We start from the raw sequence: 13,890 nt of genomic DNA on the forward strand, positions 1-13,890 counted from the left end.
AGTCGGGTGAAGCGTTTTCCAGAGCGATCTGTTGCGTTCATGTGAACAACCATGCGCATTCATGCACCTCAACGAGCGAACCCGTCGCCCGCGGCATCCGCTCGCTACTGCAACGCCGAGGTGAGCCGCGCGAGGTTGTCGAGCACCGTCGAGCGCAGCGGCTGCCGCATCCACTCGTCGAGGGTCAGCTCACGGCTCTCGCGACGGTAGTCGTCTTCGACGGCCCGCATCTCGCGCACGAACGACTGCCCGCGCACGAGCAGCGACACCTCCATGTTGAGCTCGAACGAGCGGATGTCCATGTTGCTCGAGCCGATGACGGCGACATCGTCATCGATCGTGAAGTGCTTCGAATGCAGGATGTAGGGCGCCTTGTACAGGTAGATCCTCACGCCCGCCCGGAGCAGCATCTCGTAGTACGACCGCTGCGCGTGGTACACGAGTGCCTGGTCGCCGAGTTCCGAGACGAACAGCTCGACGTGCACCCCGCGCTGGGTCGCCCCGCTGATCGCGCGGAGCATGGCATCGTCGGGCACGAAGTAGGGACTCGTGAGGATGATGCGCTCGCGAGCCGCGTACATCAACGCGAGGAACAGCTTCAGGTTGTTCTCGTTCGTGTAGCCGGGCCCACTGGGCACGACCTGGCAGTCGAGGTTCTGCGCCTCGCTCTCCTGCCCGAGCGGGACGATCTCGCGCATCGGCGCCTCGCCCGTCTCGAGGTACCAGTCGGTCGCGAAGATCGTCTCGAGGCCCGACACGATGGGGCCCTCCACGCGCGCGACGAGCTCTTTCCACTTGAGTCCGCGACGGATGTTGCTGCGCTTGTTGTACGAGCGATCGATGATGTTCTGCGAGCCCATGAACCCGACCTCGCCGTCGACCACGAGGATCTTCCGGTGGTTGCGCAGGTCGGGGCGTTGGTACTTGCCCTTGAACGGTTGCACCGGGAGCATGAGCTGCCAGCGCACGCCCATCGCGTCGAGCTTCTCGAGGGTCTTGCGGTAGCCCTTCGCGCGCACCGAGGCGATGTGGTCGAGCAGCACGCGCACCTCGACGCCACGGGCGACCGCCTCACCGAGCGCGTCGAAGAACGGCGCCGTCGTGCGGTCGTAGGCGAAGATGTAGAACTCGACGTGTACGTACCGCTGCGCGCCTCGGATGGCGTCCGTCATCGCATCGAGCGACCCCTGGTAGTCCCCGATCAGGCTGGCGCTGTTCGAGCCGATGAGCGGCATCGCCCCGAGCGTGCGGTTCAGCCGCACCACGCCCTCGAACCACGCGGGCCAGTTGCGGCTGTCGCTGACCCGTTCGATGCCGTGGGTCGACTCGCGGATGAACTCGTCGACCTCGGCCTGCTTCTCGCGCCGGTGCTTCGGCAGCTTGGGGTTGCCGATGAGCAGGAAGATGAGCCCGCCGAGCACCGGGAAGAAGAAGATGGCGAGCAACCACGCCATGCCCGCGGTGGGACGGCGGTTGCGCGGCACGACGATGACCGCGATCACGCGGATGACGATGTCGACGACGATGATCGCCGCTGCGACGACGGCCGTGACCTGGGTCGTCGTGATGTCGATCCTCATCCGGCGGGAGGTTCCGTCACCCGGCCGGGTGCTCGCGTGCGAGCTTCGCCCGCTCCTCAGCCTCGATGCGCGAATACGCCTTGCGCTCGTTTCGGTCGGCCCGGATGATCGAGTGCATCACGAACCAGAAGATGAGGCCGATGAGCACGGTCGGCGCGAGCGACCAGATCGCATTGGCCCAGAAATCGTTCATAGTCTCCTCAGGATACGGGGTTTGCACGGGTTCGCCTCAACGAGGGCGCGACGGGTGTTCATCCCCGCCGCGCCCTCGTGCGCGGATCCGCCGGTTCAGGCCGTCGCGACCGCGGCTCCTGCGGCGACCTCGGCAGCCGTGTCGACGGCGACCGAACGGCGTGCCCAGCGCTTCAGCGCGACCACCATGAACCCCATCACCAAGGTGCCGACGAGGATCGCGAGGAGGAACATCCCGAAGTTGCCGATCGCGAAGAAGACGAAGATGCCGCCATGCGGAGCCTGTGAGGTGACGCCCGCGGCCATGCAGATGGCACCCGCCGTCGCTCCGCCGACCATCGAGGACGCGATCACGCGCAACGGGTCGGCGGCGGCGAACGGGATCGCCCCCTCCGAGATGAACGAGAGGCCGAGCAGCCACGCCGCCACACCGTTCTCCCGCTCGGGCTCGGTGAAGAGCCGACGCGCGAGCACCGTCGAGGCGAGGGCCATGCCGAGCGGCGGCACCATGCCCGCCGCCATGACGGCGGCCATGATCTGCCATGGTGCCTGGTTCTCGATCGAACCGGCGGCCAGACCCGTGACCGCGAAGGCGTAGGCGACCTTGTTCACGGGCCCGCCGAGGTCGAAGCCCATCATGAGCCCGAGGATCGCGCCGAGGGCGATCGCGCTGACGCCGGTGAGCGAGTTCAGCCAGTCGGTGAGCCACATCATGAGCGTCGCAATGGGGGCGCCCAGGATCAGCAGGAGCAGGCCTGACGAGAACAGCGATGCGAGGAGCGGGATGATGACGACGGGCATGAGGCCCTGGAGCCAGCGCGGCGGCCGGAGCCGGCCGAGCCACATGGCCGCGGCGCCCGCGAGCAGGCCACCGACGAGGCCGCCGAGGAAGCCCGCGTTCAGGACCAGCGCGACCGAGCCGGCCACGAAGCCCGGCGCGATACCGGGCCGGTCGGCCATGGCATAGGCGATGTAGCCGGACAGCGCCGGGACGAGGAACGCCATCGACGCCGAGCCGATCACGATCAGCACAGACCCGATGTATTCGGAGAGGCCACCCGGCGGAAGGTTCCAGAGTGCATTGTTGAGGACGATGTCGCCGGCATTCTCCCCGATCTCGTAGCCGCCGATCAGGAAGGCCAGCGCGATGATCAGGCCACCCGCCGCGACGAACGGGATCATGTAGCTGACGCCGGTGAGGAGCCACCGCTTGAGGTTGGAGCCGAACGACTGGCCGCCGGAAACCGCGGCGGTCGCGCCGGTCGCGCCACCGTCGGCGGGCACGCGTGGGGCGCTCGGATCGGATGCCGCGGACAGCGCCTTGGCGACGAGCGCGTCGGGTTCGTCGATGCCGCGCTTGACGGGCGCCTGCACCACCGGCTTGCCGGCGAAACGACCTTTGTCGCGCACGTCGACGTCGACGGCGAAGATCACTGCGTCGGCCGCGGCGATCACGGCGGGGTCGAGGGGCTTGGCGCCCGACGAGCCCTGCGTCTCGACGTGGTAGTCGACCCCTGCGCGCTCAGCAGCGGCGGCCAGCGCGTCAGCTGCCATGTAGGTGTGAGCGATGCCGGTGGGGCAGGCGGTCACGGCCACGATCGAGCGGCGAGCGGATGCCGCATCGCCGTCGACCGGCGTCGCGCCTGCGGCCGCGGCCGATGCCACGGCCGGCGCCACGGCCGGCGCCGCGGCCGATGCCGCGGCCGATGCCGTCGTAGGTTCGGCCTCGTCGGCCGCATCGGCCTCGTCCTCGTCGTCGGCGGCGAGCGCGCCCTGCACGATGCCGACGACCTCGTCGGGAGTGGCGGCGCTTCGGAGCGACGACACGAAGTCGTCTCGCATGAGCGACCGGGCGAGCGTCGACAGGAGCGCGAGGTGCTCCTGCGCCGCAGTGTCGGGCGCCGCGATGAGGAACACCAGGTCTGCGTCCTCGCCCTCGTCGAACTCGACGGGACGGGCGAGCCGGGCGATCGCGAGGCTCGCCTGCTGCACCGCCGGCGACTTCGCATGCGGGATGGCGAGCCCGCCGGGCAGCCCCGTCGGTGCCTGCTGCTCGCGCTTCCACGCGTCGGCGAAGAGCGCCTCGGCGTCGGTGGCACGGCCGCTCTCGGCGACGCGTGCTGTGAGCGCCCGGATGACGTCGGACTTCTGGGCGCCGAGATCGGCATCGAGCACGACCAGGCCCGGTTCGATGATGTCGGACATGGGGTTCTCCTTACTGGCGGTCGCCGACCGGAAGACCGGCGACCTCGATGACGGCGACCCGGGCCGGGTCGACCTGGTCTCGGGTGGGCACCGCACTGCCCGGGAGGGCGACTGCTGCGGCACCGGATGCCACGGCACGGGCGAGCGCGTCGGCCGGCGACGCACCCTCGACCGAGGCGACGAGGAAGCCCGCGAGCGAGCAGTCGCCCGCGCCCACGGTGCTTCGCGGCACGACGCGGGGAGCCCGCGCGAACCAGGCGTGATCCCCGTCCACGAGCGCGGCGCCCATGGCACCGAGCGTGACGAGGCTCGCGCGCACCCGGTCGGCGGGGATCGAGCGAGCGAGGGCGATCGCCTCGTCGGGGCCGGCCTCGAGGGCGGCTTCGTCGGAGGAGCCGGTGAGCTCGGCGAGCTCTTCGGCGTTGGGCTTGATGAGATCGATGCGGACGCCCGGCTCGAGGAGTGCGGCCAGCGCGGGGCCGGAGGTGTCGGCCGCGACCCGCGGCGCGGCGACGCCGGCGCGCTCGGCGGCGAGCCGCGCGGCCTCGACGACGCGCACGTAGAAGTCGTCGGGAGCACCCGGCGGGAGCGACCCGGCGAGCACGAGCCAGTCGGCCCCCACCGAGGCCTCAGCGGTCTCGGCGATGACCCGCGCCTGCGCGGCCTCGTCGAGGTCGGGCCCGGGTTCGTTCACCTTCGTGGTCACGCCGGCGGCATCCACGATCGTGAGGTTGGTGCGCACGGCGCCGTCGATCGGCACGGCGCGGTGGAGCACGCCCTCGGCGTCGAGCGCGGCGAGCAAGGGGTCGCCGGCGGGCGCGGGCAGCACGGCGATCGACTCGATGCCCGATGCCCGGAGGGCCCGGGTCACGTTGACGCCCTTGCCGCCCGGGTCCTGGCGGGTACTCGTGGCTCGCTGCACGGCACCGGGCTCGAGGGCCTCGGCCAGCTCGACGGTGCGGTCGAGCGAGGGGTTGGCGGTGAGCGTCACGATCATGCGAGCACCACCTGCACGTCGGCGTCGGAGAGCGACGCGGCGAGGTCGGGCGCCGGCGCGGCGTCGGTGATGAGGGTGTCGATCTCGTCGAGGCAGGCGAATCGCACGAGCGACTCGGCGTCGAGCTTGGAGGAGTCGGCGAGCACCACGACGCGGCGGGCGGCGTGCACCATGGCGGCCTTCGCCGCCGCCTCGGTCTCGTCGGGCGTGGAGAGCCCGAACTCGGCGCTCACGCCGTTCGCGCCGACGAACGCGAGGTCGGGCCGGATTTCGCTGAGCTGGGCGATCGTCGTCGGGCCGACGGCCGCGCCGGTGATGCCGCGAACGGCGCCGCCGAGGCTTCGCAGCCGCAGGTGCGGGTTGGCGACGGCGTGGAGGCGGGCGGCGAGGGGAATCGAGTTCGTGGAGATGTCGAGGACCGCGCCGTTCTCGTCGGGCGCCCATGCCGCGAGCAGTTCGGCGAGCCGACCGGTCGTGCTGCCCGAGTCGAGCAGCACTGAACCGCGGAACGTCGGCGGGATCAGGGCGAGCGCCGCCCGGGCGATCGTGTCCTTCTGGGCGGCGTCGCGGACGAGCCGTTCGTCGAGGGAGGTCTCGGCGAGCGCGGACTGCCCGGCGGGAACCGCTCCGCCGTGCACGCGGCGCAGTCGCCCGAGCTGCTCGAGGGCGTCGAGATCGCGGCGGATGGTCTCGGTCGTGACGCCGAAGTCGCGCGCGAGGCCGGCCACCGAGACGCGGCCGACGCGATCGATGGTGTCGGCGATGTGCTGGTGTCGCTCCGTCGCGTACATGCGGCCCTCCCGGTCTGCCAATGCCATGCGCCGCCGGTCGGTCGCCGTCGACGTGTGAGCAATATTCACACACAAACCAACAGAAAGCAACATATTCGCAGATTTCCGGGGAGCGAAGCGGCAGGAACACGTCGAAGGCCCGATCACTCAGATCGGGCCTTCAGGTCGAGCAGGGGCGCGGCGACTCAGCCGGCGGCGATGATGCCCCAGATGCCGGAGCCGAGCAGGTATGCGCCGATCGCGCCGACGATGATCCAGATCGCGAGGCGCGTGTTCGACGGGCGCTTCGGGTCGGGGTCGGGCTCGAGGTCCTTCTTGGGGAGGTAGTCGTTCACATTCGTTCCGATCGTGGTCTCGATACGAGCTTGCGCTACTCGACCGACGTCTGCTTGACCAGCGGGAAGAGGATGGTCTCGCGGATGCCGAGGCCGGTGAGCGCCATGAGCAGACGGTCGATGCCCATGCCCATGCCACCCGACGGCGGCATGCCGAACTCGAGGGCGCGAAGGAACTCCTCGTCGAGGCGCATGGCCTCGGGGTCGCCGCCCGCGGCGAGCTTCGCCTGCTCGACGAAGCGCTCGCGCTGCACGACCGGGTCGACGAGCTCGGAGTACCCGGTCGCGAGCTCGAAGCCGCGCACGTAGAGATCCCACTTCTCGACGAGGCCGGGAATCGTGCGGTGCCCGCGCACGAGGGGTGACGTGTCGAGCGGGAAGTCCATGACGAAGGTCGGCCGCTCGAGACCGCCCTTCACGTGGTGCTCCCAGAGCTCTTCGACGTACTTGCCGGGCAGCGGGTGGTCGATCTCGATGCCCTCGGCGTCGGCGAGCTCCGTCAAGCGCGACATGGGCGTCTCGGCGGTGATCTTCTCACCGACGGCCTCGGAGAGCGAGTCGTACATCGAGATGCGCGCCCAGTCGCCGCCGAGGTCGAACTCGGTGCCGTCGGCCCAAGTCACCACGTGACGGCCGGAGACCGCGATCGCCGCATCTTGGATGAGCTGCTGCGTGAGGTCGGCGATCGTGTTGTAGTCGCCGTAGGCCTGGTAGGCCTCGAGCATCGCGAACTCGGGGCTGTGCGTCGAGTCGGCGCCCTCGTTGCGGAAGTTGCGGTTGATCTCGTACACCCGCTCGATGCCGCCGACGACGGCGCGCTTGAGGTAGAGCTCGGGCGCGATGCGCAGGAAGAGGTCGGTATCGAACGCGTTGGAGTTCGTCACGAACGGGCGGGCCGACGCGCCGCCGTGCATGACCTGCAGCATGGGCGTCTCGACTTCGATGAAGCCGAGCGAGTCGAACGTGCGGCGCAGGCTCGCGTTGACCTTGGCCCGGTCGATGACGTTCTTGCGCGCCTGCTCACGGGCGATGAGGTCGAGGTAGCGGCTGCGAACCCGTGTCTCTTCGCTGAGCTCGTTGTGCAGGTTCGGCAGCGGCAGGATCGCCTTCGACGCGATGCGCCACTCGCTCACCATGATCGAGAGTTCACCGCGACGACTCGTGATGACCTCGCCCGCCACGAAGACGTGGTCGCCGAGGTCGACGAGTTCCTTCCAGTCGGCGAGCGACTGCTCACCCACCTCGGCGAGCGAAACCATGGCCTGGATGCGGTTGCCGTCGCCCGACTGCAGCGTGGCGAAGCAGAGCTTGCCCGTGTTGCGCGAGAACACGACTCGGCCGGCGAGGCCGACCTGCTCGCCGCTGGCCTCATCGACGCCGAGGCCGACGAACCGGTCGCGCACCTCGGGGATCGTCGCCGTGATCGGCAGGCGCACCGGGTAGGCGCCGAGTGCGAGGTCGTCGGATGCCGCGATCAGGCGCTCGCGCTTGGCGAGCCGCACCGCCTTCTGCTCGGAGACCTCCTCGGCAGTGGGCTCGGCTGCGGCATCCGTTGTGGTTTCGGCCATCGTTCACTCTCGTTCGCGGAAACGTGCGGGCACCAGCCTACTTGCGCCTGCCGGTCGAGTAGCGACGAAGGAGCATATCGAGACCCGCGCGACTCGGGTCTCGATACGCTGCGCTCCTCGAAGGCGGATGTCTCAGCCGAGCGAGATCGTCGTGTTGTCGATGAGGCGCGTCGAGCCGACACGGGCGGCCACGAGCGCGACCGCGTCGCCCCTGGCATCGTCGGCGACCGGCAGGAACGTCTCGGGGTCGACGACGACGAGGTAGTCGAGGGTGACGTCGTCATGGTCGCCGAAGGCCGCGGCGCCCTCGGCGAGCACCTCGGCGAGCCCGTCGCCGGCTGCCGCCTCGGCGGCACGCAACGCCTCGGAGAGCGTGAGCGCGGCCATGCGCTGCGACTCGTCGAGGTAGCGATTGCGGCTCGAGAGCGCGAGCCCGTCGGCCTCGCGCACCGTCGGCACGACGTCGACGACGGCCGGCACGTCGAACTCGCGCACCATGCGGCGAACGAGGAAGACCTGCTGCGCGTCCTTCTGGCCGAACTCCACGACGTCGGGCTGCACGATGTTGAGCAGCTTCGCGACGACGGTGAGCATGCCGTCGAAGTGCCCGGGGCGCGACGCGCCCTCGTAGAGGGTGCCGATGTGCCCGGCGGCGATCGTGGTCTCGACCGGGCCGGCGGGGTACATCACCTCGGCGGCGGGCGCGAACACGAACTCGACGCCGTGCTCGGCGAGCGCCGCGACGTCGGCGTCGAGCGTGCGAGGGTAGCGGTCGAGGTCTTCCCCGGGCCCGAACTGCAGCGGGTTCACGAAGATCGAGACGACGACCACGTCGGCGAGCTCACGGGCCCGGCGCACGAGGGCGAGATGGCCGTCGTGCAGTGCGCCCATGGTCGGCACCAGCGCGACGGATGACCCGCCCGCGCGCCGTTCGGCGAGCAGCCCGCGCAGCTCGGCGATCGTCGACACCACCCGTGTGTCCGCGGTGACCTCGGTCACGCGCCACCTCCCAGCGGCCGGTCGGTGCCGGCCTCGTCGATCGTACCCGCCCCCTCGGGCAGGGGTCCGCTGTCGTGGCGCGCGAGCGCGTTCTCGACGCTCGAGCGCACGAGCGACGCGAGCACCGCGCCGGGGCGCGAAACCCCGATGCCGTCGAGCAGCCCGCTCGCCTGGTCGACGATGGCGCTCGAGAACGACGTCGCCGTGTCGATGGCCTCGCCGTACGCGGCCCGGTCGGCCTCGGCGACGACGAACGGCTCACCGCCCATCTCGACGACGAGCGCCTGCCCGATGGGCAGCACCGGGGTCGGCGCCGTCACCGCGAACCAGGTGCCCGGCAGGCGTGCGAGGTCGATGCTCGTGCCGGTGAAGCTCATCGCCGGGTGCACGGCCAGCGGGATGACCCCTGCCGCGCGCGCCGGGTCGAGCACGGCGGTGCCGAACCGTGCTGCGGTGTGCAGCACGAGTTGCCCGGGCTGCCACGCGCCCGCCTCGGCGAGCCCGGCCACGAGCGGAGCGAGCTCGGCTTCGGGTACGGCGAGCAGCACGAGCTCACTGCGTTCGATGATCTCGGGGATCGGCAGCACCGGCACCGACGGCAGCATCGCCGCTGCCCGTTCGCGGCTCGCGTCGGAGACCGCGGCGATGCCCGTGAGCGCGTGACCGGCGCCCGCGAGCGCCGAGGCGAGCACGGCACCCACCCGCCCTGCACCGATCGTGCCGACGCCGAGCCGCCCCGCGCGCTCAGCGCTCATCGGACCGGTCCTTCGGAGGGCTCATCGGTCGGCGTCACGTCGGTCGGAGGCTCGTCGTTCGGTTCCCCGTGCGCAGCTTCGTGGGCAGCGGGGGCCTGGGCGGCCTGGGCGGCCTGGGCGGCTCCCCAGTGGTGCGTCGTGTCGCTCGCGGCGCGTTCGACCGCTTCTTCGGAGAGCCGCTCGAAGAGTCGCATGGCCTCGCCGCGGTCGACGACGGGGAGTACGGCGCTCACCGGGCCCGTGACGGTGTGCAGCCGGATGCCGGCGAGGTCGAGGGCACGATCGATCGGGCCGACCGAGACCGCGACCGACTGCATGCGCGCGAGCGGCACCAGGGTGAGGCTGCGCACGAGCGCACCGCTGCGGATGATCGCGACGCCGGACGCCGCCGCCCAGCCGATGCGACGCCACGAGAACGGGTGGAGCCAGGCGGCACGCCGCGGGGTGCTCGAGAAGCCCCCGCCGTCGCCCCGGCCGGTGAGGCCCGCGACGACGAACGGCTCGACCTCGGTCGCGGCATCGGGCAGCAGCAGTCCGAGCACCCGGTGCACGTCGGCGATGGTGCCGACGGGGAGGACGAGCGTGCGCTGGGCCGCCTCGTTCGACGCGCTCACCGATTGGCCCGCGACGTTGATGCGAACCGACCACCACCCGAACGGCCGCCAGAACACCCATTGGGTGGCCTCGATGGCGTGGATGCGACCGGGCGGGATCGTCTGGTTGCCGGTCGACAGCAGCCCGTGGCCGATGCGAACCCCGTCGGGAGTGCCCGCGATCGAGTAGCGCAGCGACTTGGTGATGCGCGACCACATGTAGCTCACGAGTCCGATCGCGGCGGGCACGAAGCTGAACAGCACCCAGAGCTGACCCGACGTGACGCCGGCCACGATGATCGCCACGAGCACGATCGCCCAGATGGTGGACCCGCCGAGCACGGTCGAACCGATCATCCGCCCGAGCGGCAGGTGCACGACCGACTCGGGCGGCGCGAGGTCGGGGTCGAGTTCGGGAGCGAGGAACTCGTCGACGCGATGCGTCACGAGCCCGCCGGCGCGAGCGGTCAGCGGCACGCCGGCCGCCGCGGGTCGGCCCGAATCCGCCGACGCCGCCGGCTGGGCCGGCGCGGCGGCCGGGCCCGGTTCGGCCGGCTGCGCCGGCGACGGGTCGGCGGATGTCGCGCCGAGGGCAACCCCGGTCGCGGCGGCGGCCTGCGTCGCCGCCCTCTCGGCGCGCGCGCCCGACGCGAGCCGCAGCACGTCGGCGCGGAGTCCGTCGGCGAGCGTCGATCCGAGATACGAGAGTTGCACGTTGGCCGACTGCCCGGCCACCGACACCTCGAGCTTCGCCGTGCCGAAGAGCCGGGCGAACAGCGGCCGGTTCACGTTGATGCCCTGGATGCGGTCGAGTCGTGCGCTGCGGTGCGAGCGGAACAGGATGCCGCTCTTCACCTCGACGGCCTCGGGCGTCACGCGGAACGTGTGCATGCGCCACGACAACCAGAACCCGACGATCACGGCGATGACGACGACGAGGAGCGCCACGAGGGCCCACCCGACGAGGCCGTTGGTCACGATCGCACCGACGGGGTCGTTCGCCCAGTCGTCCCCCGTCGGGCCGCCACGACCGCCGAAGCGCTCGGCGTCGGGGGCGAAGATCACGAGGAAGAGGTCGATGGCGCGCTCGCGCAGGTTCGCGATGATGAAGCCGAGCACGGCGAGGAAGACGAGTCCGCCGCGCAGCAGGGGGCTCGCCGGGTGCAGCCGATGCCACTCGCCGTCGGCGAGGTTCGTGACCGGTGCCGGGCGGGTGGGTGCGCTCACAACCCCGCCCTGCGGGTCTCGGCGAGCGCGACCAACTCGTCGCGCAGGCGGTCGGCCTCTTCCATGGGGAGGCCGGGAACCGTGACCGCGGTCGCGGCGGCGGCGGTCACGAACTTGAGGTCGGCGAGTCCGAGCGCACGCGCGACGGGACCGCGGGTGATGTCGACGAGCTGCATGCGCCCGTAGGGCACCGCCACCTGCCGCTGGAACATGATGCCCCGACGGAACAGCAGGTCGTCTTCGCGCAGGCGGTACTGGATGGAGCGCACGCGGCGGGGCTCGAGCGCGATGCCGATGATCGACGCCACGGCGATGGCGATCGCCACCCACAGCGCCCACTGCTGGTCGAACAGGAAGTACACGACGAGCCCCACGCCGACGAACACGGCCATGCCGATGAGCGAGCCCACGACCTCGACGACCACGTACTTCGGCGAGACCCGCCGCCAGTCTGCGTCGACCTCATGCATGAGCGTGTTCTTCCTTCTCGGTGTCGGTGTCGTCGGGGGGGAGCGTGCAGCACCACTCGGCGACGAGTCCGCCGGCGAGCAGCAGTCCCGCGCCGACCGCCGTGGCGAGCGCCAGCCAGATCGTGCCCGCCGATGGCACGACGCTGCGGGTGATGAGGAACAGGGTGATGCCGAGGCCGATGCCCAGCACGAGGGCGCCGCTGAGGCTGCACGCCTTGGCGAGCACCGCGATGCGCATTGCACGGAACGGGTCGAGGTGCTTCGTGGCTGTTCCCTTGACGGCCCGCCGGATCGGCCAGGCGAGCGTCACGACGATGACCGCGACACCGGCGAGCGTGATGGCGAGCGAGATCGGCGGCACGAGCGCCTTCGTGCCGGCGGAGACGATCGCGAGGTCGCCGAGATAGCCGATGACGAGCCCGCCGAGCGTGAATGCGACGATGGTCGAGAGGCGCGTGCGCTTCATCGGCGCACCACCTCGTCTGCTGCTGCGGCACGCAGCTCGGCGACGGGCCCGCGGCCCGCGAGCACCGCGGCGGGGTCGACGTCGAGCCAGGGTTGCAGCACGAACGCGCGCTGCCACGCCCGCGGGTGCGGCAGCTCGAGCCGCTCGTCGGCGAGCCGGCGCCCGCCGAAGTCGATGATGTCGAGGTCGAGGGTGCGGTCGCCCCACCGTTCGTCGCGCACGCGGCCGTGCTCGTGCTCGAGCGCCTGCAACACGTCGAGCAGGGCGTGCGGATCGAGCGAGGTCTCGACGACGATGACGCCGTTGAGGTACGCGGGCGCCGTCGGGTCGACGCCGGTGGTCTTGATGGCCGCGCTCTCGTAGACGGGCGACACTGCGACGAGCTCGACCCCTTCGGAGGCCGCCAACTCGCGGGTGGCAGCCGCGATCGTGGACTCACGGTCGCCGAGGTTCGCGCCGAACGCGATCACTGCGCGGGTCATGCCCGGCCTCGCACGATCGTCACCGAGACATCGGTGAAGGGGACTGAGATGGGCGCCTGCGGCTTGTGCACCGTGACCTCGACCTCGTCGACCGCCGCCCAGCCGAGCGCGACGCCCGCGACGCGCTCGGCGACCGTCTCGATGAGGTCGACCGGATCGCGCTCGACCGCCGCGACGACCGCTTCGGCGAGCTCGCCGTAGTGCACGGTTCGCCCGAGGTCGTCGCCCGAGGCCGCTGCGGCGAGGTCGACCACGACCGACACGTCGATGACGAACTCCTGGCCGGCGGCGCGCTCGAAGTCGAAGACGCCGTGGTTGGCGTGCACGCGCAGGCCGGTGATGGTGATCCGGTCTGCCCGGTCACTTCTGCGCAGTTCAGCCACGTCGTCCACTCTGCCACGCCCCGAGGACGTCGAGCGCACGGCGCGTGCCCCGCACATCGTGCACGCGCACCGCCCACGCCCCGGCCTGTGCGGCGAGCACGCTCACGATCGCCGTGGGCAGGTCGCGTTCGGTCACGGATGCCCCGTCGGGCAGCAGCGCACCGAGGAATCGCTTGCGCGACGCGCCGACGAGCATGGGCAGCCCCAGCTCGCCGAGCACGTCGAGGCGGCCGAGCAGCTGCCAGTTCTGCTCGCCGCGCTTCGAGAAGCCCAGCCCGGGGTCGACGATCAGGCGGTCGGGTGCCACGCCGGCGGCGACGAGCGAGTCGACGCGGACCGAGAGCTCGTCGCGCACCTCGACCGCGACGTCGTCGTACACCGAGAGCGCGTCCATGCGATCGGAGTGGCCGCGCCAGTGCATCGCCACGTACAGCGCCGCCGTGTCGGCGGCGACCCGGCCCATCGCGTCGTCGGCGAGACCCGCCGACACGTCGTTGATGATCTCGGCGCCGGCTTCGACCGACGCCTCGGCCGTCGCCGCGCGCATCGTGTCGACGCTCACCCGGATGCCCCGGCTCGCGAACTCGCGCACGACCGGGATCACCCGGCGCAGCTCTTCATCGGGTTCGACCCGAGCCGCTCCGGGACGTGTCGACTCACCGCCGACATCGAGGATGTCGGCGCCTTCGGCGACGAGCTCGAGGCCATGCGCGATGGCGGCGTCGGCATCGAACCAGCGACCACCGTCGCTGAACGAGTCGGGGGTGACGTTCACGACGCCCATCACCAGGGTGGTGGGTCGAGGAGCGCCCGACGAAGGAGGACGCGTCTCGACTCCCGGCCTCTG

15 protein-coding genes are annotated in these 13,890 nt (G+C 71.1%); all 15 read right to left on the reverse strand.

Annotation, left to right across the window (positions count from 1 at the left end; all coding sequences use genetic code 11):
• Nucleotides 1-104 precede the first annotated feature (104 nt).
• The 15 genes from cls to folP all read right to left on the reverse strand — a co-directional run bounded on the left by cls (nucleotide 105) and on the right by folP (nucleotide 13,827).
• Nucleotides 105-1,580 carry a cardiolipin synthase gene (cls, locus tag LSF15_RS10985; RefSeq protein WP_232498576.1) on the reverse strand — a complete coding sequence of 492 codons (1,476 nt, stop codon included), beginning with the start codon at nucleotides 1,578-1,580 and terminating at the stop codon, nucleotides 105-107.
• A gap of 16 nt (nucleotides 1,581-1,596) precedes the next feature.
• Nucleotides 1,597-1,773 carry a hypothetical protein gene (locus tag LSF15_RS10990; protein WP_232498577.1) on the reverse strand — a complete coding sequence of 59 codons (177 nt, stop codon included), beginning with the start codon at nucleotides 1,771-1,773 and terminating at the stop codon, nucleotides 1,597-1,599.
• A 95-nt stretch (nucleotides 1,774-1,868) separates the two neighbouring features.
• Nucleotides 1,869-3,977, reverse strand: coding sequence for a PTS fructose transporter subunit IIABC (locus tag LSF15_RS10995; RefSeq protein ID WP_232498578.1), 2,109 nt, complete (start codon nucleotides 3,975-3,977; stop codon nucleotides 1,869-1,871).
• A 10-nt stretch (nucleotides 3,978-3,987) separates the two neighbouring features.
• Entirely contained in the window at nucleotides 3,988-4,974 is a 987-nt protein-coding gene (locus LSF15_RS11000; RefSeq protein WP_232498579.1) for a 1-phosphofructokinase family hexose kinase, read from the reverse strand.
• Nucleotides 4,971-5,765 carry a DeoR/GlpR family DNA-binding transcription regulator gene (locus tag LSF15_RS11005; protein WP_232498580.1) on the reverse strand — a complete coding sequence of 265 codons (795 nt, stop codon included), beginning with the start codon at nucleotides 5,763-5,765 and terminating at the stop codon, nucleotides 4,971-4,973. Before LSF15_RS11005 ends, LSF15_RS11000 begins: the two co-directional genes overlap by 4 nt.
• 185 nt (nucleotides 5,766-5,950) lie before the next feature.
• On the reverse strand, nucleotides 5,951-6,100 hold the full coding sequence (locus LSF15_RS11010) for a hypothetical protein (RefSeq protein WP_232498581.1): 150 nt from the start codon (nucleotides 6,098-6,100) through the stop codon (nucleotides 5,951-5,953).
• Between the two features lie 35 nt (nucleotides 6,101-6,135).
• Nucleotides 6,136-7,668 (reverse strand): lysine--tRNA ligase, encoded by a 1,533-nt coding sequence (gene lysS / locus LSF15_RS11015; RefSeq protein WP_232498582.1) that lies wholly within the window; start codon nucleotides 7,666-7,668, stop codon nucleotides 6,136-6,138.
• Nucleotides 7,669-7,800: 132 nt separating this feature from the next.
• Nucleotides 7,801-8,667 (reverse strand): pantoate--beta-alanine ligase, encoded by an 867-nt coding sequence (gene panC / locus LSF15_RS11020; protein ID WP_232498583.1) that lies wholly within the window; start codon nucleotides 8,665-8,667, stop codon nucleotides 7,801-7,803.
• The gene (locus tag LSF15_RS11025; protein ID WP_232498584.1) at nucleotides 8,664-9,422 is read right to left on the reverse strand and encodes a Rossmann-like and DUF2520 domain-containing protein; all 759 of its coding nucleotides are present in this window, start codon (nucleotides 9,420-9,422) and stop codon (nucleotides 8,664-8,666) included. Before LSF15_RS11025 ends, panC begins: the two co-directional genes overlap by 4 nt.
• Nucleotides 9,419-11,242, reverse strand: coding sequence for a PH domain-containing protein (locus LSF15_RS11030; RefSeq protein ID WP_232498585.1), 1,824 nt, complete (start codon nucleotides 11,240-11,242; stop codon nucleotides 9,419-9,421). Before LSF15_RS11030 ends, LSF15_RS11025 begins: the two co-directional genes overlap by 4 nt.
• Nucleotides 11,239-11,712 (reverse strand): PH domain-containing protein, encoded by a 474-nt coding sequence (locus tag LSF15_RS11035; RefSeq protein ID WP_232498586.1) that lies wholly within the window; start codon nucleotides 11,710-11,712, stop codon nucleotides 11,239-11,241. The genes LSF15_RS11030 and LSF15_RS11035 overlap by 4 nt, the downstream gene beginning before the upstream one ends.
• Nucleotides 11,705-12,178: a DUF3180 domain-containing protein gene (locus tag LSF15_RS11040; protein ID WP_232498587.1), complete on the reverse strand. Its 474-nt coding sequence runs from the start codon at nucleotides 12,176-12,178 to the stop codon at nucleotides 11,705-11,707. Before LSF15_RS11040 ends, LSF15_RS11035 begins: the two co-directional genes overlap by 8 nt.
• Nucleotides 12,175-12,660: a 2-amino-4-hydroxy-6-hydroxymethyldihydropteridine diphosphokinase gene (gene folK, locus LSF15_RS11045; protein WP_232498588.1), complete on the reverse strand. Its 486-nt coding sequence runs from the start codon at nucleotides 12,658-12,660 to the stop codon at nucleotides 12,175-12,177. Before folK ends, LSF15_RS11040 begins: the two co-directional genes overlap by 4 nt.
• Entirely contained in the window at nucleotides 12,657-13,043 is a 387-nt protein-coding gene (gene folB / locus LSF15_RS11050) for a dihydroneopterin aldolase (protein ID WP_232498589.1), read from the reverse strand. The genes folK and folB overlap by 4 nt, the downstream gene beginning before the upstream one ends.
• Nucleotides 13,036-13,827 (reverse strand): dihydropteroate synthase, encoded by a 792-nt coding sequence (gene folP / locus LSF15_RS11055; protein WP_232498614.1) that lies wholly within the window; start codon nucleotides 13,825-13,827, stop codon nucleotides 13,036-13,038. Before folP ends, folB begins: the two co-directional genes overlap by 8 nt.
• Nucleotides 13,828-13,890 lie beyond the last annotated feature (63 nt).

It is taken from the genome of Agromyces humatus (assembly GCF_021228295.1).
GTDB lineage: Bacteria > Actinomycetota > Actinomycetes > Actinomycetales > Microbacteriaceae > Agromyces > Agromyces humatus.

What these genes read in the sequence shown, in the direction of transcription:
- cls (WP_232498576.1), bottom strand. Translation starts at nt 1,580, where the DNA reads ATGAGGATCGACATCACGACGACCCAGGTCACGGCCGTCGTCGCAGCG.
- LSF15_RS10990 (WP_232498577.1), bottom strand. Translation starts at nt 1,773, where the DNA reads ATGAACGATTTCTGGGCCAATGCGATCTGGTCGCTCGCGCCGACCGTG.
- LSF15_RS10995 (WP_232498578.1), bottom strand. Translation starts at nt 3,977, where the DNA reads ATGTCCGACATCATCGAACCGGGCCTGGTCGTGCTCGATGCCGATCTC.
- LSF15_RS11000 (WP_232498579.1), bottom strand. Translation starts at nt 4,974, where the DNA reads ATGATCGTGACGCTCACCGCCAACCCCTCGCTCGACCGCACCGTCGAG.
- LSF15_RS11005 (WP_232498580.1), bottom strand. Translation starts at nt 5,765, where the DNA reads ATGTACGCGACGGAGCGACACCAGCACATCGCCGACACCATCGATCGC.
- lysS (WP_232498582.1), bottom strand. Translation starts at nt 7,668, where the DNA reads ATGGCCGAAACCACAACGGATGCCGCAGCCGAGCCCACTGCCGAGGAG.
- LSF15_RS11025 (WP_232498584.1), bottom strand. Translation starts at nt 9,422, where the DNA reads ATGAGCGCTGAGCGCGCGGGGCGGCTCGGCGTCGGCACGATCGGTGCA.
- LSF15_RS11035 (WP_232498586.1), bottom strand. Translation starts at nt 11,712, where the DNA reads ATGCATGAGGTCGACGCAGACTGGCGGCGGGTCTCGCCGAAGTACGTG.
- LSF15_RS11040 (WP_232498587.1), bottom strand. Translation starts at nt 12,178, where the DNA reads ATGAAGCGCACGCGCCTCTCGACCATCGTCGCATTCACGCTCGGCGGG.
- folK (WP_232498588.1), bottom strand. Translation starts at nt 12,660, where the DNA reads ATGACCCGCGCAGTGATCGCGTTCGGCGCGAACCTCGGCGACCGTGAG.
- folP (WP_232498614.1), bottom strand. Translation starts at nt 13,827, where the DNA reads ATGGGCGTCGTGAACGTCACCCCCGACTCGTTCAGCGACGGTGGTCGC.